This is a genomic window from Kitasatospora sp. NPDC092286 (assembly GCF_044755565.1).
In the GTDB taxonomy this organism is placed as follows: Bacteria; Actinomycetota; Actinomycetes; order Streptomycetales; family Streptomycetaceae; genus Kitasatospora.
On record NZ_JBIVRD010000001.1, the window covers coordinates 151,161 to 169,452 of the forward strand.

Below are 18,292 nucleotides of genomic sequence, written 5' to 3' on the forward strand. Positions count from 1 at the left end.
GCGTGCACGGTGCCGGTGCGGACGGTGAGGTTGATGTCGTGGTTGGCCACGACGCCGGGGAAGCGCTTGGTGATACCGCGCAGTTCGACGGCCGGTGTCGCCGTCCCCGCGCTGGGGGTACCGCCCTTGCTGAGGGCGGGGTCGGATGCGGTGATGGCGATCTCCTGGTGGTCTGGAGGCGCGTCGTTGCGCTGGAGGGCCAAGAAAAGACGGTGGGGTACGGGACGGGGCCCGGGGGTACGCGTTGAGCGCACCCTGCCGGGCCCCTCCCTGATGCTGTGTCAATCATTGCGCTGCCAGGCAGGTGGCAGCGGCAGCGACGTCCGCTACGCGGCGGCCCTTACTGGGCGGGCGCGGTCGGGACGGTGGTGGCGCCGCTCTTGATGGCCGTGGCGGCCTCGTCGAGCTTGGCCTTGATGTCGTCGATCTTGTTGCCGGTGGTGGCGAGCGAGACACCCTCGGACTTCAGGTCGAAGTTCTTGATGCCGGTGAAGGGAGTGCCCTTCTTGATCGACTCGACGTAGGCGAAGACGGCGTTGTCGACGTTCTTCACCATCGAGGTGAGGATGCTGTTCTTGTACTTCGCCAGGGCCGGCTGGTTGGCCTGGTCGGAGTCGACACCGATGGCCAGCGCGCCGGGCTTGTTGGAGACGGCCTCGATGGCGCCGTTGCCGGAGGAGCCGGCGGCGGTGTAGATGACGTCCGCGCCCTTGTCGAGCTGGCCCTGCGCGGCCTCCTTGCCCTTGTCGGGCGAGTTGAAGCCGGAGAAGTCCGGGGGCGTGGTCAGGTAGGTGACCTCGACCGGCATCTGCGGGTCGACGGACTTCACGCCCGCCTTGAAGCCGGCCTCGAACTTCTTGATCAGCTCGGTCTGCACACCGCCGATGAAGCCGACGTGCTTGGCCTTCGACTTGTTGGCGGCGGCGACGCCGGCCAGGTACGAGCCCTCCTGCTCGGCGAAGAGCAGCGAGGTGACGTTGGAGGGCTGGTCGTCGGCGTGCGAGTCGATGATCGCGAACTTGACGTCCGGGTTCTCCTTGGCGATCTTGTTGACCGCCGGCTGGTACACGAAGCCGACCGCGATGATCGTCTTGTAGCCGCCGTCGATCAGGTTCTTGAGACGGGTCTCCTTGTCGGCCTCGGCCTCGCCGGTCTTGGCGTCGGCCTCGGTGACGGTGGCACCCAGCTCGGCCTTGGCACGGTCCAGACCACGCGCGGCGGAGTCGTTGAACGACTGGTCGCCGCGGCCACCGATGTCGTAGGCCATGCCGACCTTGAGCGAGTTGTCGGAGGAGCCCCCCGAGGAGGTGTTGTCGGTGCTCTTTGCGCCGCAAGCGGCGAGCGAGGCAATGCCCAGGGAACCCGAGAGCACAACCGCGGCGAGCTTAGTTGAACGGCGCAAGGGAGTATCTCCTTCTCACACGCACCCGATGAGCGTGGTCGGACGCCACCGTAACGCGCGTAGAACACGGTTGTATTACGGGGTGGCGGAGCACCCGGGTTGTTACCAAACCGTGGTCTCACGGTCGTCCCGACGCCCCGCTCCCGTCCGCGAACGGTGGTCCGGAACCGGCGACGCCCAGTCTACGTAACCGGGGGAAAGGGCCAGAATCCCGCCAAAACGGGCGGGTGGCTCAGAGCTCGTCCGGCTCCAGCGCCAGCGCGGTGAACAGCTCGACGCCGATCCCGATCGCCCGCTCGTCGACGTCGAAGCGGCCCTGGTGCAGGTCCCGCACGGTCGGGTCGCCGGGGGGCCGGACGCCGAGGCGGGCCAGCGCGCCGGGGGCGTGCTCCAGGTACCAGGAGAAGTCCTCGCCGCCCAGGCTCTGCTCGGTCTCCTCGACCACCTGCCGGCCGCCCTGCCCGAACCGCGCCGTCATGGCGGCCTCCAGCAGCGCCACCGAGACCGCCTCGTTGACCACCGGGGGCACGCCGCGGTGGTAGTCGAGCGTCCACTTCGCCCGGTAGGTCTCGGCGAGCTTGGCGATCAGCTCGTGCAGCAGCTCCGGCGCCTCGCGCCAGCCGGCCAGCTCCAGGCAGCGGACGGTGCCCTCCAGCTCCGCGTGCTGCGGGATGACGTTGGGCGCGGAGCCGGAGGAGATCCGGCCCCAGACCAGGCTGACCCCCCAGCGCGGGTCCATCCGGCGGGCCAGCGCCCCCGGCAGATCGGCCGCCATCCGGGCGATCGCGGTCACCAGGTCGGTGGTCAGGTGCGGCCGGGCGGTGTGGCCGCCGGGCCCGTCCAGGTGGAGCACCAGACGGTCGCAGGCCGAGGTGATCGCGCCGGTGCGCAGGGCGATCCGGCCCGCCTCCACCTTCGGGTCGCAGTGCACCGCGAAGATCCGGCCGACGCCCTCCATCCCGCCCGCGCCGATCACGTCCAGGGCCCCGCCCGGCATGACCTCCTCGGCCGGTTGGAAGACCAGCCGGACCGGGCGGCGCAGCTCGCCGGCGCGGGCGGCCTCGGCCAGCACCAGCGCGGTGCCGAGCAGCACGGAGGTGTGCACGTCGTGGCCGCAGGCGTGGGCCCGGCCGGGCACGGTCGAGCGGTAGGGCACCTCGGTCTTGGCGTCGTCGATCGGCAGCGCGTCGATGTCGGCGCGGAAGGCCAGGAACTCGGCGCCGCGCGGGGTGCCGTCCGGGACGATGTCCGCGATCAGACCGGTGCCGCCCGGCAGCACCCGGGGGGTGAGGCCGGCCGCCAGCAGCCGGTCGCGCAGCAGGCCGGTGGTGCGGAACTCCTGGCGGCCCAGCTCCGGGTGCCGGTGCAGATCACGACGGAAGGCGATCAGCTCGGACTCCAGTCCGCCGACCCGGGCGCGCAGGTCTGCGGCGGGGCGGGCAGCGGTGAGAGTGGTGGCCGACTGGGCGGACTCAGGGCGGTTCATCTCATCAAGGGTAGGCCTGTTGGGGGGATTTGGCCCGACTTCCGGGAAAGAAGTCCCCGGATGGGTGCATACCGGCCGCACAGGTGGGTATGACATCTCGTTTCAGCCGCCTTCCCCGGGGTCACCTGACCTGTGCAACGACCACCCGGGCCGGGGGTCACGGGCAGGCCGGCAAACCCCACCACCCTTGCCTCCCGGGCACCTTGACGTCCGCTCAGAACCGTTCGACGGGCGTGTAGGTGCCCCACACCTCACGCAGCGCATCGCACACCTCGCCGACCGTGGCACGGGCGGCCAGCGCCTCCTTCATCGGGTACAGCACGTTCTCCCGGCCCCCGGCGGCCCGGCGCAGCCCGGTGAGGGCGCGGCCCACGGCCGAGGAGTCGCGCTCGGCCCGCAGCCGGGCGAGCCGGCCCGCCTGCCGCGCCTCGATCGCCGGGTCCACCCGCAGCGGCTCGTACGGCTCCTCGGCGTCCAGCTGGAAGCGGTTGACGCCGACCACGGTCCGCTCGCCGGAGTCGGTCTCCTGCTGGACGCGGTAGGCGGTGCGCTCGATCTCGGCCTTCTGGTAGCCCGTCTCGATCGCGGCCACCGCGCCGCCGAGCTCCTCCACCCTGGCCAGCAGCGCGACGGCGGCGGCCTCCACCTCGTCGGTCAGCGCCTCCACCGCGTACGAGCCGGCGAACGGGTCGACGGTGGCCGTGATGTCGGTCTCGTACGCGAGCACCTGCTGGGTGCGCAGCGCGAGCCGGGCGGCCTTCTCGGTGGGCAGCGCGATGGCCTCGTCGAAGCTGTTGGTGTGCAGCGACTGGGTGCCGCCGAGCACCGCCGCGAGCGCCTGCACGGCGACCCGGACCAGGTTGACCTCGGGCTGCTGCGCGGTGAGCTGCACCCCGGCGGTCTGGGTGTGGAACCGCAGCATCCACGACTTCGGGTTCCTCGCGCCGAACTCCTCGCGCATCACCCGGGCCCAGATCCGGCGGGCGGCACGGAACTTGGCGACCTCCTCCAGCAGGGTGGTGCGGGAGACGAAGAAGAAGGAGAGCCGGGGCGCGAAGTCGTCGACGTCCATACCGGCCGCGACGGCGGTGCGCACGTACTCGACGCCGTTGGCGAGGGTGAAGGCGATCTCCTGCGCGGGGTCCGCCCCGGCCTCGGCCATGTGGTAGCCGGAGATCGAGATGGTGTTCCACTTCGGGATCTCGGCCCGGCAGTAGCGGAACACGTCGGCGACCAGCCGCAGCGAGGGCTTGGGCGGGAAGATGTACGTGCCGCGGGCGATGTACTCCTTCAGCACGTCGTTCTGGATCGTGCCGGTCAGCCGGCCCGGCGCCACCCCCTGTGCCTCACCGACCAGTTGGTAGAGGAGCAGCAGCAGTCCCGCGGGCGCGTTGATGGTCATCGAGGTGGAGACCCCGTCCAGCGGGATGCCGTCGAACAGGACGCCCATGTCCTCGACGCTGTCGATCGCGACGCCCACCTTGCCGACCTCGCCGGCCGCGATCCGGGCGTCCGAGTCGTAGCCCATCTGGGTGGGCAGGTCGAAGGCGACGGACAGGCCCGTGGTGCCGTTGGCGATCAGCTGCCGGTAGCGGGCGTTGGACTCGGCGGCGGTGCCGAAGCCGGCGTACTGGCGCATCGTCCACGGCCGGCCGGTGTACATCGACGGGTAGACGCCCCGGGTGTAGGGGTACTCCCCCGGCCGGCCCAGGCGCTGCCGGGGGTCCCAGCCGGCCAGGTCCTCGGGACCGTACAGGGGCTCGATCGGGAAGCCCGATTCGGTGCGGCGCGGCTCGGCTGCCATGGGACTCTCCACGGGGGTGAGGAGGGGGATCGTCGGCCGGTAGTCGGCTGATCCCGCAATGTAACGGGCCCGCTCCCGGCCGGGCGGCCGCCACGACAGCGGGGTTCCCCGCACGGGGGACGGCCGTCTCCGTTGAGATGATCGGGTGAGCGACTGAAGTACTTCCCAAACCGACGTGTTCCCCCGAGGGAGTGGCAATGACCGAGCAGAAGGTGGCCGTGGTCACCGGCGCCAGCAGCGGAATCGGCGCGGCGACCGCCCGCCGGCTCGCGGCCGAGGGCTTCGACGTGGTGCTGACCGCCCGGCGGACCGACCGGATCGAGGCGCTGGCCAAGGAGATCGGCGGCCGCGCACACACCCTGGACGTCACCGACCGGGCCGCCGTGGACGCCTTCGCGGCCCGGGTCGGCCGGGTGGACGTGCTGGTCAACAACGCCGGCGGCGCGATCGGCGCCGAGTCCGTGGCGACCGGCGACCCGGCCGACTGGCTGGCGATGTACCAGGTGAACGTGCTCGGCGTGCTGCACATGACGCAGGCGCTGCTGCCGGCGCTGCGGGCCGGTGGCGACGGCACGGTGCTGGTGCTCTCCTCCACCGCGGCGCTGGCCGCGTACGAGGGCGGCGGCGGCTATGTGGCGGCCAAGCACGCCGCGCACACCATCGCGGCGACGCTCCGGCTGGAGCTGTGCGGGGAGCCGATCCGGGTGATCGAGATCGCGCCGGGCATGGTGAAGTCCGAGGGCTTCGCGGTGACCCGTTTCCGGGGCGACGAGGAGCGGGCGGCGGCCGTGTACGCGGGCGTGGCCGAGCCGCTGACCTCGGAGGACATCGCCGACACCGTCGCCTGGGCGGTCACCCGGCCGTCGCACGTCAACATCGACCTGCTGGTGGTGCGCCCGCGGGCGCAGGCCGCCAACCACAAGGTCCACCGGGCCTGACGCCGCGCGGGGCGGACGGCCCAGGGGCATGATCAAACGTGTCGCCCGGCAGTGGTACACACGTGCGATGACATCTCTTCGGGCCGCCCGCCCACGGGTGCTGCTGACCGTGCTCGCGGCCGGCACCCTGCTCCTCGCCTCCGCCTGCGACGACGGCGCCACGTCCGGCCAGGACCGGGCCGCCGGCACCACCTCGCCCGCACCGGCCGCACCGGCCGCACCGACGGCCACCCCGACGCCGGCCCCCCGGCCCACCGGGGCCGACGACCCGGCACTGAAGCCCTTCTACGGCCAGCAGATCACCTGGGCCGCCTGCCCCGCCGATCCCAAGGCCGCCGAGGCCAAGATCGACATATCGGGGATGCAGTGCGGCCGGCTGCACGTCCCGCTCGACTACGCCGACCCCGCCACCGACGCGCTCGACCTCGCGCTGATCAAGCTGCCGGCCGCCAGGCCGGACCAGCGGATCGGCTCGCTGATGGTCAACCCCGGCGGCCCCGGCGCCTCCGGCGTCGAGATGGTCAAGTACGGCGCCGAACGGTTCGACGGCACCCTGCACAAGCGCTTCGACGTGATCGGCTTCGACCCGCGCGGCACCGGCGACAGCTCCCCGGTCGTCTGCCTCGACGACAAGCAGCACGACGCGCTCGGCGAGCAGGACGACCTGCCGGACCCCCAGGCCCGCAAGGCCCGGCACCAGCAGCGGAACGCCGAGTTCGCGGCCGCCTGCCAGGCCGGCTCCGGCAGGCTGCTGCCCTTCATCGGCACCCGCAACACCGCCCGCGACCTGGACGTGCTGCGCGCCGCCGTCGGGGACCAGAAGCTCAACTACCTGGGCGTCTCCTACGGCACCTACCTCGGCTCGCTCTACGCCGAGGAGTTCCCGAAGAACACCGGCCGGCTCATCCTGGACGGCGCCGTCGACCCGACCCAGGAGAGGCTGGACAGCAGCATCAAGCAGCAGATCGGCTTCGAGAAGTCCTTCGAGCGCTTCGCCGCCGACTGCGTCGAGAACCACGCCGACGAGTGCTCGCTCGGCAAGGACCCGGCCAGGGCCGCCGAGAAGGCCGCCGACTTCCTGGACGGCCTGCGCGACCACCCGCTCACCGTCAACGGCCGCAGGGTCGGCAGCGGCCAGGGCTGGACCGGCACCATGAGCCTCCTCTACGGCGACGAGAAGACCACCTGGAAGTACCTGCGGCTCTCGCTCAACCTCGCCATGCTGCACGGCAAGGGCGACGGCCTGCTGGCCTTCGCCGACGAGTACAACGGCCGGGACGAGAAGGGCCACTACGACCCCAGCCAGGACGCGCTGAGGGCGATCCGCTGCGCGGACGTCGCAGCCCCGGCCCCCTCGCCCGAGCGGGCCCAGGCGGCGGTGAAGCAGCTCCAGGAGCAGGCCCCGCTGCTCACCAAGGGCACCACCGCCGACGACCTCAGCGAGCCCCAGTGCGCGAACTGGCCGTTCGAGACGCCCGAGAAGCCGCACACCGTCCGCGCCGAGGGCAGCGCGCCGATCCTGGTGGTCGGCACCACCGGTGACCCGGCCACCCCCTACGCGGCGGCCGAGGCGCTGGCCAAGGGCTTCGCCAACGCCACCCTGCTGACCCTGACCGGCGAGGGCCACGGCGCGTTCGGCAAGGGCAACGTCTGCGTCGACCGGGCCATGGAGGCGTATCTCACCGAGGGCACCCTGCCGGCCGCCGGGACGCGCTGTTCCTGACGGCCGCTCCCGTGCGGGGCGGTTATTAGCAGATGAACACGGGGAGGGTGCTGACGCAGAGCTGTCAACGTCACAACTTGATAGCTCGATCGGATGAATTCCGCGTGCACCCTCCCCAACTGATGACCGCTCAACTACCGTTGAGCCGCTGCCCGGCGGGCGCTGGACGCCGCCCCGCAGCTCCATACTTCAGCTGCTCCACCACCCCATTTCACCGGCACCTTCCCGCCCTCACGAGGAGGACCCGCTGGCCAGCGACATCCCGTCACAGCGGCTCGATCCCAGTTCCGAGCCGACCCTCCTCGGGTTGCACCGCTTCAACGAAGCCGACGTCGGCGCCGCCGAGGAGGCCCTGTTGGCCTGCTGCGGCAGTCACCGCTGGGCCCTCCGGCTCACGGCGCACCGTCCCTACCCCGACATCGAGTCCCTGCTGGCCGCCGCCAGCGAGGCCTCCTACGACCTGCGCCCGGCCGACCTGGCCGAGGCGCTGGCGGACGAGAGCTGGATGCCGCAGCCCCTCCTGGGCATGCGCGCACCCGGCAGCCAGGCGGCGCACACCGCGCTGCGGGCGGCCCACGCCGCGTACGAGGCCAGGTTCGGCCACGTCTTCGTGGTCTGCCTGGAGGGCGTGGCCCCCGAGGAGATGCTCGACACCGTGCTCTCCTCGATCCGCACCCGACTGGCCAACGACCCGGACGAGGAGCGGCTGACCGCGGCCGACGAACTGCGCCGGATCGCCCTCACCCGCCTGGAGCACCTGGTCGCCACCCAGACAACGACCGGGGCGCGCTGAGCCCCGGTCACCACGCCCCGTCCCCTCATCCCTCCCTACCTCTCCTCACCGCTTCGTCTGCGCGGCGCGCAGCTTGGCCACCTGCTGCCGGACGATCCGCTCGTCCGGCGCGGCGGCCGGCCCCGCGCCGACGCCGACGGTGGTGAAGACCGCCAGCACCGGACCGACCCGGGCCAGCACCGCACGCTGGGAGAGCGTCACCGTGCCCGATTCATTCGTCAGAGTGAATCCGGTCACGGTGTCCGCTCCCCCGTGCGTGGGCGTGTCGTCCCGGCCCAGCCGGTGCCTGGTCCGCACCCCCCGCTTCCCCTTCTCCGCGGGCGGCGGCGGGGCGGTGGAGGCGAACGACGCGCACGGGCCGAACAGCTTCTCCAGCTCCGCCAGGAGCTGCGCCGCCCGCCCCGCCCGGTAGCCGAGCAGCCCGCCGTACACGCCGCCCCTGGGGTCGGCCGCCCGTGCCACGCTCAGATCGGTCTCGGCGTACGGCCGACCGGGGCCGGGCGAGGCCGAGCCGCCGCCGGCCGCCACGGCCGGGGTCACCACGTCCAGCAACGGCTGGCAGGCGGGCGTGTCCGAGACCTCCCGGCCGCCACCCGAGCCGGTCTCGCCGTGGCCGGGCGTCATCACCGTCACCGTGTAGCCGGGCCCGAGGTCGCCGTCGGCCACCGCGGCCGCCCGCAGCTCGGCGGCGGACAGCTCGCGCCCGGCCCCGGCCTGGTCGGCGGAGCGGCCGACCGTGGTGCAGCCGGCGGCGAGCAGGACAGAGACGAGGACGGCGACGGACGGTCGGGGCGGGCGGAGCGGCACGGGGGCCTCGGCAGGGTGTCGTCGACGGGAGGGGCCGCCACCGTAGCGCAGCCGAACGGTCACCCAGAGCGAGCAATGGCGCCCCGGTTCCCGTCCGGCTAGGCCAGTCGTGCCTGATTGATCACACCTCGGGCCCCCGGAGGCGGTTCCCGACATCGCGTCGATAGGATGCTGGCGGCCGGTGGACCGTACCCGGCCGGGCTGACCGACACCGAAGCCGGCCGAGCCCCCAATCCGCTCCCGGAGGGTTTTTCCGTGCCGGCTGGAACGCTGTACCGCGGCCGGGAAGGCATGTGGAGCTGGGTGGCTCATCGAGTCACCGGCGTCCTCATCTTCTTCTTCCTGTTCGCTCATGTCCTGGACACCGCCCTGGTGCGGGTGTCGCCCGAGGCGTACGACACCGTCATTCAGACGTACAAGACGCCCCTGGTGAACCTGATGGAGTACGGCCTGGTGGCCGCCATCCTGTTCCACGCTCTCAACGGCCTCCGGGTCGTCGCCGTCGACTTCTGGTCGAAGGGCCCGAAGTACCAGAGGCAGATGCTCTGGACCGTGGTCGGGGTGTGGGTCGTGCTGCTGGCCGGCTCGTTCTACAACATCCTGGAACACACCCTGCTCACGTGGTTCGGGAAGTGATCTGAGACATGTCCACGGAAATCTCCGACGCCCTGGTGGTCCCCTCCGCCCAGGCGCACACCGGCAAGGGCCTCGGCACCGGTAACCCGGCCGACGAGTTCGTCATCGAGCCGCCCCGCAAGCGGACCAGGAAGACGCCGCGCCGCACCCGCACCAACTTCGAGATGCTGGCCTGGCTCTTCATGCGCCTGTCCGGCATCGTCCTCGTGGTGCTGATCCTCGGCCACCTGCTGATCATGCTGGTGCTCGACGGCGGCGTCTCCAAGATCGGCTTCGCCTTCGTGGCCGGCCGCTGGGCCTCGCCGTTCTGGCAGGGCTGGGACCTCCTGATGCTCTGGCTCGCCATGCTCCACGGCGCCAACGGCATGCGGACGGTCATCAACGACTACGCCGAGAAGGACTCCACCCGGCTCTGGCTGAAGGGCCTCATGGGCGCCGCCACGGTCTTCACCGTGCTGCTCGGAACCCTGGTGATCTTCACCTTCGACCCGAACATCTAATCGGACATCGGCAGAGGCCAGAGGCGAGTTAGAACCCCCATGCAGATTCACCAGTACGACACCGTCATCGTCGGCGCAGGCGGCGCCGGCATGCGCGCGGCCATCGAGTCGACCCAGCGCAGCCGTACCGCCGTGCTGACCAAGCTCTACCCCACCCGGTCCCACACCGGCGCGGCCCAGGGCGGCATGTGCGCCGCCCTCGCCAACGTCGAGGAGGACAACTGGGAGTGGCACACCTTCGACACGGTCAAGGGTGGTGACTACCTGGTCGACCAGGACGCCGCCGAGATCATGTGCAAGGAGGCCATCGACGCCGTCCTCGACCTGGAGAAGATGGGTCTGCCCTTCTCCCGGACCGAGCAGGGCCGGATCGACCAGCGCCGCTTCGGCGGCCACTCGCGCAACCACGGCGAGGCCCCGGTCCGCCGCTCGTGCTACGCGGCCGACCGTACCGGTCACATGATCCTCCAGACGCTGTTCCAGAACTGCGTCAAGCACGGCGTCGAGTTCTTCAACGAGTTCTACGTCCTCGACCTGCTGATCAACGACGGCAAGACGGCCGGCGTCGTCGCCTACGAGCTGGCCACCGGCGAGATCCACGTCTTCCAGGCCAAGTCCGTCGTGTTCGCCTCCGGCGGCACCGGCAAGTTCTTCAAGGTCTCCTCCAACGCCCACACCCTCACCGGTGACGGCCAGGCCCTGGTCTACCGCCGCGGCCTGCCGCTGGAGGACATGGAGTTCTTCCAGTTCCACCCGACCGGCATCTGGCGCATGGGCATCCTGCTCACCGAGGGCGCCCGCGGCGAGGGCGGCATCCTGCGCAACAAGGACGGCGAGCGCTTCATGGAGCGCTACGCCCCCGTCATGAAGGACCTCGCGTCCCGTGACGTCTGCTCCCGCGCGATCTACACCGAGATCCGCGAAGGCCGCGGCTGCGGTCCGGACGGCGACCACGTCTACCTGGACCTCACCCACCTGCCGCCGGAGCAGCTGGACGCCAAGCTCCCGGACATCACCGAGTTCGCGCGCACCTACCTCGGCATCGAGCCCTACACGGACCCGATCCCGATCCAGCCCACCGCGCACTACGCCATGGGCGGCATCCCGACCAACGTCGAGGGTGAGGTGCTGCGCAACAACACCGACGTCGTCCCCGGCCTGTACGCGGCCGGCGAGGTCGCCTGCGTGTCCGTGCACGGCGCCAACCGGCTGGGCACCAACTCGCTGCTGGACATCAACGTGTTCGGCAAGCGCGCGGGCATCGCCGCCGCCGACTACGCGCAGACGGTGGGCTTCACCGAGCTGCCCGAGAACCCGGCCGAGAAGGTGCAGGCGCTGGTCGACGGCCTGCGCGAGTCCACCGGCACCGAGTCCGTGGCGCAGATCCGCAAGGAGCTGCAGGAGACCATGGACACCAACGCCATGGTCTACCGCACCGGCGCGACCCTGAAGCAGGCCGTCGAGGACATCGCCGCACTGCGCGAGCGCTACAAGCACGTCGCCATCCAGGACAAGGGCTTCCGTTACAACACGGACCTGCTGGAGGCCGTCGAGCTGGGCAACCTGCTCGACCTGGCCGAGGTGCTGGCGGTCTCCGCGCTGGCCCGTGAGGAGTCGCGCGGCGGCCACTACCGCGAGGACTTCCCGACCCGTGACGACGTGAAGTTCATGCAGCACACCATGGCGTACCAGGAGGTTGCCGAGGACGGCACCACCTCCATCCGCCTCGACTACAAGCCGGTCGTCACGACCCGCTACCAGCCGATGGAGCGTAAGTACTGATGAGCACTCCGACTGTGGAGAAGCACTCGGCCGCTCTGGACGCGGTCGAGGCGGGCGGTGTCGAGCTGATCACCGTCACCTTCCGGATCCGCCGGTTCAACCCGGAGGAGCACCCGGACCCGGTGTGGGTCGACTACCAGCTGACCCTGGACCCGAAGGAGCGCGTCCTGGACGCGCTCAACAAGATCAAGTGGGAGCAGGACGGCACCCTCACCTACCGCCGTTCCTGCGCGCACGGCATCTGCGGCTCCGACGCGATGCGGATCAACGGCCGCAACCGGCTGGCGTGCAAGACCCTGATCAAGGACGTCAACCCGGAGAAGCCGATCACGATCGAGGCCATAAAGGGCCTCGCGGTCCTCAAGGACCTGGTCGTGGACATGGACCCGTTCTTCCAGGCGTACAAGGACGTCATGCCGTTCCTCATCACCAAGGGGAACGACCCGACCCGCGAGCGCCTGCAGTCCGCCGAGGAGCGCGAGCGCTTCGACGACACCACCAAGTGCATCCTGTGCGCCGCGTGCACGTCGTCCTGTCCGGTCTTCTGGAACGACGGCCAGTACTTCGGCCCGGCCGCGATCGTCAACGCGCACCGCTTCATCTTCGACTCGCGCGACGAGGGTGCGGAGCAGCGGCTGGAGATCCTGAACGACCGCGAGGGTGTCTGGCGCTGCCGGACCACCTTCAACTGCTCGGAGGCCTGCCCGCGTGGCATCGAGGTCACCAAGGCGATCCAGGAAGTGAAGCGGGCGCTGGTCACCCGCCGTTTCTGATCCCGGCCTGAACCGAGGCCCCGTCCGGTCATCCGACCGGACGGGGCCTCGGCCGTTTCTCAGCTCAGCACGCCGAGGTCCTTCGGGGCACTCCAGCCGCTGTACGTCACCAGGTGCCGGTCGGCCGTGACGGCCCACAGGTCCGGCGCACCGTCACCGTCGCCGTCGCCCGAGCTGCCCAGCGTCGGGTACGCCCCGACGGTGAAGCCGCTCGCCACGACACCGGCGGCGGGGTCGGCGAGGGCGGAGAAGTCGAACAGCCCGTTGGCCTGCTTCGGCACCGGGTACGCGTGCAGCGTGCCGTCGGCCCGCTCACGCGCCCAGAGCGTGAGGCTCCCGGACGCGTCCGGGCCGGGTGCGATCAGGTCGTAGCCGCTCCAGTCGCCGGTGGTCTCGATCGGCTGGGCGAAGGAGTAGTCGCCGAAGCCGTCGTAGTACGCCCAGAGCTTGCCGTGCTCGACCGAGACCAGCACCGGCCAGGACGGCTCGGTGAGGTCGCCGCGGCTGCCGAGCGCGACCAGTTGGTCGGACGCCGACCAACTGTCCGTGTAACCCTCCGGGCAGGTGATCGAAGTCCCCGCCGCGTCGTAGCAGTCGGTGCCCGACGGCTTCCACACGAGGCTCGGACGCTCGTCGCCGAAGTCCCCCTTGCTCCAGTTGGCGTAGGCGTAGATGACGCGCGGGTTGTACGCGCTCAGCACCAGCAGGTCGTCGCCGGCGCCGTGCACCGGCGCCCAGCCACGGTGCAGCACCCGGTCGTTCGCCCAGCCCGCCGCGCCGGGGGCGAGCGCGCCCGGGATGACGGAGGAGGGCGTGGTGCCCGTCGCGGCGGCACTGATGACCTGGAGGTTGCCCGCGCCGTCCGGGAGCAGGATGTCGGGAACGCCGTCCCCGTCGACATCCCCGGGGACGATCGGCTTGGGCCGCGGGTCGGAGGGGGCGTAGAAGTCGTAACGGACCGGCTGGCTGACGTTCCCGGCGTTGTCCATCGCCTGAACCGTGAGGATGTTGGTACCCCACTGCGGGATCTTCAGATCGACGGAGGCCGTCCCGTCGGCCCCCGGCCGGACGGTGCCCGCACTGTCGCAGGTCCAGCCGACGCCGATGGTGCTGAGCAAGGTGTACCGGTAGCAGGCGAGCCCCGAGGGCGCACCGCCGGTGGCCGGCGCCGGGTCACTGCCGCGGAACGTGAAAGTGGCGGTCTCACCGGCGTACTTGGTGGCGCTCTGGCCCGACCCGCTCGGCGGGAAGTCGGTCGACTCGACCGAGTTCGTCGGCGGGGCGAGGTCCAGCCCGAAATGGCACTCGGCGGTGGGCTGTGTGGTCTGGTCGCCCTCGACGGCCTGGACGTTCCAGCTGTAGCTGTGGCCATTCACCAGGCCGGGTACGGTGAGGCTCGCACTCCCGGAGTAGGCCTGGGCAAGGCCGCTGTACACGGCGGTGCCCGATCCGGTGGTGCGGTCCCAGACCGCGAACCGCGCAGAGGGCGTCCCGGCGGTGTCGGAGACGACCTTGGCGTTCAGCGTCGGGCCGTCCGTGGTGAGGCCGATCCAGCCCGGTGCGGTGACGCTGTCACAGGCATCGGTAAAGGCCCCGGTCGACTCGACGCGCGGCTTCGGGGAGGCAGTCGGGTCGGAGACCGTCAGGCCCGTCGCGGCATTCGCGGCGGGTGCCGTCAGCAGCCCCGCCGCGAGAGCCACGAGCCCGGTGCCGGCCAGCATCCGGCGGTATCGCCGGGGTGTCGCCTGTGTCATATGAGATCCCCACCCCTGAAATCGAAGACAGATTCGATATGTGATCAAGCGGTGGGGATCCTGCCAGCGGCCCGGGCGGCCCCGCAACAGGAATAAACCGGTCAGTCGGTGGCCAGGGTGCGGCGGGTCGCGCGCAGGCCGCGGACGCCGACGGTGCCGACCAGGACGCCGAGAACGAAGGAGGTGACGGCCAGCAGGAGGTGGATCCAGAAGAAGGCGGTGGGCTGGGAGTGGTCGCCATTGGTGAAGGCCTGGCCGCCGGAGTCCTTCCAGAGGTTCTTGACGAAGGTAGTCCAGATGATCATGGACCAGACGCCGAAGGCGGTCAGGAACCAGGAGGTACGGCGGCTGAGCTTCATGGTGGTCCTCGGCGGGCGGCGGTGTGCAGACGGTGTGCTCCCAGTATGCGCGGGCGGCCGGTCGGCGTACGGCGGGCCCCTCCTGCGGGGGACAGAGCCGGAGTGGCGAACAACGAATCCCCGGAGTGGGTACGGTCTGCTGGTGCCCACTCGCCGTAAGCTCACGCACCTGCTCGCCGCGGTCGCCGCGGCCCTCCCGACCCTCCTGGCCACCCCCTCCGCCGTCGCGGCCCCGTACGCACCCGCTCCCCCGCCGGCCGCGGTGGGCGGCGAACGGCTGGGGCTCCCCGGGGCCCAGGTGGCCCCACTGGCCGGCGCCCCCGCGTTACCGGGCGGCCTCACCGGGCAGTCCTGGATAGTCGCCGACGCGGCGTCAGGAGACGTGCTGGCGGCCAGCAATCCGCATCTGCGGCTCGCCCCGGCCAGCACCCTGAAGATCCTCTTCGCCGACACCGTGCTGCCCAAGTTCGACCGCAACACGGTGCACAAGGTCCGCGACGAGGAGATCACCGGGATCGGCGCCGGCAGCAGCCTGGTCGGCATCAAGGAGAACCTGGAGTACCGGGTCGAGGACCTGTGGCGCGGGGTGTTCCTGAGCTCGGGCAACGACGCGGTGCACGTCCTGGCCCATATGAACGGCGGCATCCGGCAGACCGTGACCGAGATGCAGGCCCGCGCGGACGCCCTCCAGGCCCGCGACACCAGGGTGATCTCGCCCGACGGCTACGACATGGACGGCCAGGTCTCCTCCGCCTACGACCTCACCCTGTTCGCCCGGTCCGGCCTGCGCAATCCCGACTTCCGGACGTACTGCGCCACCCGGGAGGCCCAGTTCCCCGGCGCGGTCGACAAGAACACCGGCCAGCGCGGCAGCTTCGGGATCGCCAACACCGACCGGCTGCTCGGCAAGTACCCCGGCCTGATCGGGGTGAAGAACGGTTTCACCACCAACGCCGGTTCGACCTTCGTCGGCGCGGCCCAACGGAACGGGCGCACCCTGCTGGTGACGGTGATGCACCCGGACACCTACCAGAAGGTCTACGACGAGACGGCGGCGCTGCTGGACTGGGGCTTCGCGGCGGCCGGCAAGGTCACCCCGGTCGGGCGGCTGGTGGACGAGGCCCCGGCCGACGGCGTCGAGCCCACACCGACCGGGCAGGCGGGCGGCACCACCGGCCAGCCCGCGCCGCCGCCGCGCACCTCGACGGCGGCCCAGCCGGCGGCCGGCGCCGACGGGGAGTCCGGGATCGGCCTGGCCGGCCGGCTGGGGATCGCCCTGGCCTTCGTGGTGGTCGGCGGCGGGGCGCTGGTCCTGCTCTGGCGGCGCGTCCACGCCGACTGATCCGGTGGGGGAGCCCGTGCGGCCCGGCCTCAGCCCTGATCCTGAGGCCGGGCCTTCCCCTGCTCCGCCGCGGCCGCCCCGGCCCGGTCCGCCTCCGTCAGCATCGCCCGGCCCCGCTCGCGGGCCCGGTCCCGGGCGGCGGCCGGGTCGGCCAGGGCCGTCCAGGCGACGCAGTACATCAGCAGCCGGCTGACGAAGTTGATCCACAGGAGCAGCGCCACCGGCACGCCGAAGGCCCCGTACAGGCTCTTGCCGGCGACCGATCCCAGGTAGGAGGCGAGCAGGATCTTCAGCAGCTCGAAGCCGACCGCGCCGATCAGCGCGCCCTGCAGCACGTCACGCCGGTGCTGGCCGCCGATCCGGGGGAAGGGCGCCAGCAGGTAGGCGAAGAGCAGGGTGTCGGAGGCGACCGCGATGAGCAGGCCGACGGCGGTCAGCAGATAGCCGCCGGGCCCGCCGGTGCCCAGGCCGATCCAGTCGGCGATCCGGCCCGCCAGGGTCGTCCCGGCGGCCGAGGCGGCCAGCGAGAACAGCGAGACCACGCCGAGGCCGAACAGCACCGCGCAGTCCCAGGCCTTGCGCAGCACCGGGTTGCCGTCGTCCTCGGGCAGTTGCCAGATGTCCCGGATCGAGGTGCGCATGGTGTCCACCCAGCCGAGGCCGGAAACCAGCAGCAACAGGCCGCTGACCAGCCCGACGGTACCGGCGTTGGCCACCAGCGACGGCAGGTTGAGCGCGTCCGAGATGCCGGGCAGCTGGTCGGAGACGCGCTTCTCGATGTCGGCGACCCGGCTGTCGGTGAGGGTCGCGACCGCGATCGCCAGCGCCACGGTGAGCAGCGGGAACAGCGCGAGGAAGCCGAAGAAGGTGACCGCCCCGGCGAGCCGGTTGCCGCGGGCGGCGCTGAAGTGCTCGTACACCCGGTACGGGCGGCTGCGCAGGAGCCGGGCGACGAGCGGGCCGATCACCGGGAGGCGGGTGAGAAAGTCCACCGTCCGGTTATACCGGCCGCTCACCCGAACGGTCGTCAGGCTCCCCGGCCCGCCCCCGACAAAGGGTCAGCGGCCCACCAGGCGGCGGGCCCGGCCGAGCGCGCGGACCGTCTGGTAGGTGCCGTAGCGGCCCTGGCTGAGCAGCTCGGTGCGCAGGCCGGCCACCCCGGCCGGCGGCCGGTAGCCGGCCGGGCGCAGCCGGGCGCAGTGCGCGGCGGCCCGGCGGAAGTACTCGCGGCGGTCACCGGGCGGGATCCGGCCCGGCCTGGAGACCACGGTGTTGAGGTGGTGCAGCATCCGGCCGTAGACCACCGGGCGCCAGTGGTCCAGGTCGGGGCGGCCGTCCAGGAAGGCGAAGACCAGGTCGTACTGGGCGAAGACGTCGAAGTGCTTGCGGCTGGCGGTGGCGAGGATGTTGCCGCCCTCCTGGCGCTGGCGGTAGTGCACTCCGACCTGGTCGAGCAGGGTGATGCTCGCGGCGGCCAGCAGCGCCGGGTACGTCCAGGGGGTGTCCTCGTAGTAGCCCGCGGGGAAGGTGAGGCCCTGTTCGGTGATGAAGCCGCGGCGGTACGCCTTGTTCCAGACCACCTGGAGCAGGTCGAGCAGGTCGGGGCGGGCGGCGAGGCCGAAGACCTCCGGGGAGGCGGCGCCGAAGACGTGGGCCGAGGCGGCCCGGGTGATCCGGCCGTCGGCGTAGGTGCGGGCGTAGTCGTAGACCAGGATGTCCGGGTCGCCGCCGGCCGCGAGCCGGTCGTCGACGGCCTTCAGCAGGCCGGGGGTGAGCGTGTCGTCGCTGTCCAGGAAGACCACGTACTCGCCGGTGGCGACCGCCAGGCCGGCGTTTCGGGCCCGGCCGAGGCCGACGTTCTCCGGCAGGTGGAGCACCCGGACGCGGGGGTCGCGCGCGGCGGCCTCGTCGAGCATCGCGCCGCAGCCGTCCGGGGAGCGGTCGTCCACCGCGATCAGTTCGAGGTCCGGTCCGCCCTGGCCGAGCACGGAGTCGAGGCACTCGGTGAGGTACTCCTGGACCTGGTAGACGGGGACGATGACGCTGAAGCGGGGCATGGGCACAGCGTAGTGGCCGGGCCCCGGCCCGGGCCCATCGCGTCCGGCCTCCGGCGGCCCGGGGGCCCGGAAGGCCGGACGGTAGGATCGACGGGCACGTACGCACCGGTTCAAAGTGCGGTCAGACCCGACCGGG

16 protein-coding genes are annotated in these 18,292 nt (G+C 71.5%); 8 read left to right on the forward strand and 8 right to left on the reverse strand.

The window, feature by feature from the left end; all coding sequences use genetic code 11:
- Positions 1 to 340 precede the first annotated feature (340 nt).
- The 3 genes from ACIQIB_RS00760 to ACIQIB_RS00770 form a co-directional block, all read right to left on the reverse strand.
- Positions 341 to 1,402: a BMP family ABC transporter substrate-binding protein gene (locus tag ACIQIB_RS00760; RefSeq protein WP_363605615.1), complete on the reverse strand. Its 1,062-nt coding sequence runs from the start codon at positions 1,400 to 1,402 to the stop codon at positions 341 to 343.
- Between the two features lie 232 nt (positions 1,403 to 1,634).
- Entirely contained in the window at positions 1,635 to 2,888 is a 1,254-nt protein-coding gene (locus ACIQIB_RS00765; RefSeq protein ID WP_363605613.1) for an amidohydrolase, read from the reverse strand.
- 214 nt (positions 2,889 to 3,102) lie between these two features.
- Complete coding sequence (locus ACIQIB_RS00770; RefSeq protein WP_400653150.1) at positions 3,103 to 4,692, reverse strand: methylmalonyl-CoA mutase; 1,590 nt, start codon at positions 4,690 to 4,692, stop codon at positions 3,103 to 3,105.
- A 197-nt stretch (positions 4,693 to 4,889) separates the two neighbouring features.
- Between ACIQIB_RS00770 and ACIQIB_RS00775 the strand changes: the two genes are divergently transcribed.
- The 3 genes from ACIQIB_RS00775 (at position 4,890) to ACIQIB_RS00785 (ending at position 8,146) form a co-directional block, all read left to right on the forward strand.
- Positions 4,890 to 5,630: an SDR family oxidoreductase gene (locus tag ACIQIB_RS00775; RefSeq protein ID WP_363605610.1), complete on the forward strand. Its 741-nt coding sequence runs from the start codon at positions 4,890 to 4,892 to the stop codon at positions 5,628 to 5,630.
- A gap of 67 nt (positions 5,631 to 5,697) precedes the next feature.
- Positions 5,698 to 7,353, forward strand: coding sequence for an alpha/beta hydrolase (locus ACIQIB_RS00780; RefSeq protein ID WP_400653146.1), 1,656 nt, complete (start codon positions 5,698 to 5,700; stop codon positions 7,351 to 7,353).
- Between the two features lie 307 nt (positions 7,354 to 7,660).
- Complete coding sequence (locus tag ACIQIB_RS00785) at positions 7,661 to 8,146, forward strand: 2-oxo-4-hydroxy-4-carboxy-5-ureidoimidazoline decarboxylase (protein ID WP_363605607.1); 486 nt, start codon at positions 7,661 to 7,663, stop codon at positions 8,144 to 8,146.
- Positions 8,147 to 8,191: 45 nt separating this feature from the next.
- Here ACIQIB_RS00785 and ACIQIB_RS00790 read toward each other — a convergent pair whose 3' ends face one another.
- Positions 8,192 to 8,953: a hypothetical protein gene (locus tag ACIQIB_RS00790; RefSeq protein ID WP_400756127.1), complete on the reverse strand. Its 762-nt coding sequence runs from the start codon at positions 8,951 to 8,953 to the stop codon at positions 8,192 to 8,194.
- A gap of 255 nt (positions 8,954 to 9,208) precedes the next feature.
- Between ACIQIB_RS00790 and sdhC the strand changes: the two genes are divergently transcribed.
- The 4 genes from sdhC to ACIQIB_RS00810 are packed head-to-tail and all read left to right on the forward strand — an operon-like array spanning position 9,209 to position 12,644.
- Positions 9,209 to 9,589, forward strand: a complete 381-nt coding sequence (sdhC, locus tag ACIQIB_RS00795; RefSeq protein WP_363605604.1) for a succinate dehydrogenase, cytochrome b556 subunit — start codon at positions 9,209 to 9,211, stop codon at positions 9,587 to 9,589.
- 8 nt (positions 9,590 to 9,597) lie between these two features.
- Positions 9,598 to 10,089 (forward strand): succinate dehydrogenase hydrophobic membrane anchor subunit, encoded by a 492-nt coding sequence (locus tag ACIQIB_RS00800; protein ID WP_363605603.1) that lies wholly within the window; start codon positions 9,598 to 9,600, stop codon positions 10,087 to 10,089.
- A gap of 39 nt (positions 10,090 to 10,128) precedes the next feature.
- On the forward strand, positions 10,129 to 11,871 hold the full coding sequence (gene sdhA / locus ACIQIB_RS00805; protein WP_363605602.1) for a succinate dehydrogenase flavoprotein subunit: 1,743 nt from the start codon (positions 10,129 to 10,131) through the stop codon (positions 11,869 to 11,871).
- A complete protein-coding gene (locus ACIQIB_RS00810; RefSeq protein WP_363605601.1) occupies positions 11,871 to 12,644 on the forward strand; it encodes a succinate dehydrogenase iron-sulfur subunit in 774 nt (257 codons plus the stop codon). The genes sdhA and ACIQIB_RS00810 overlap by 1 nt, the downstream gene beginning before the upstream one ends.
- A 59-nt stretch (positions 12,645 to 12,703) precedes the next feature.
- On the opposite strand, the gene ACIQIB_RS00815 is transcribed toward ACIQIB_RS00810, so the two are convergent.
- Together ACIQIB_RS00815 and ACIQIB_RS00820 are read right to left on the reverse strand one after the other, a co-directional pair.
- Positions 12,704 to 14,398, reverse strand: coding sequence for a hypothetical protein (locus ACIQIB_RS00815; protein ID WP_400756129.1), 1,695 nt, complete (start codon positions 14,396 to 14,398; stop codon positions 12,704 to 12,706).
- A 101-nt stretch (positions 14,399 to 14,499) separates the two neighbouring features.
- Entirely contained in the window at positions 14,500 to 14,757 is a 258-nt protein-coding gene (locus ACIQIB_RS00820; RefSeq protein WP_400756130.1) for an SCO4848 family membrane protein, read from the reverse strand.
- A 142-nt stretch (positions 14,758 to 14,899) separates the two neighbouring features.
- Between ACIQIB_RS00820 and ACIQIB_RS00825 the strand changes: the two genes are divergently transcribed.
- Positions 14,900 to 16,099, forward strand: coding sequence for a D-alanyl-D-alanine carboxypeptidase family protein (locus ACIQIB_RS00825; protein ID WP_400653117.1), 1,200 nt, complete (start codon positions 14,900 to 14,902; stop codon positions 16,097 to 16,099).
- Positions 16,100 to 16,128: 29 nt separating this feature from the next.
- On the opposite strand, the gene ACIQIB_RS00830 is transcribed toward ACIQIB_RS00825, so the two are convergent.
- Both ACIQIB_RS00830 and ACIQIB_RS00835 read right to left on the reverse strand, forming a co-directional pair.
- On the reverse strand, positions 16,129 to 17,091 hold the full coding sequence (locus ACIQIB_RS00830; protein WP_400756132.1) for a YihY/virulence factor BrkB family protein: 963 nt from the start codon (positions 17,089 to 17,091) through the stop codon (positions 16,129 to 16,131).
- Positions 17,092 to 17,157: 66 nt separating this feature from the next.
- Complete coding sequence (locus ACIQIB_RS00835) at positions 17,158 to 18,156, reverse strand: glycosyltransferase family 2 protein (protein ID WP_400756134.1); 999 nt, start codon at positions 18,154 to 18,156, stop codon at positions 17,158 to 17,160.
- Between the last annotated feature and the right edge of the window lie 136 nt (positions 18,157 to 18,292).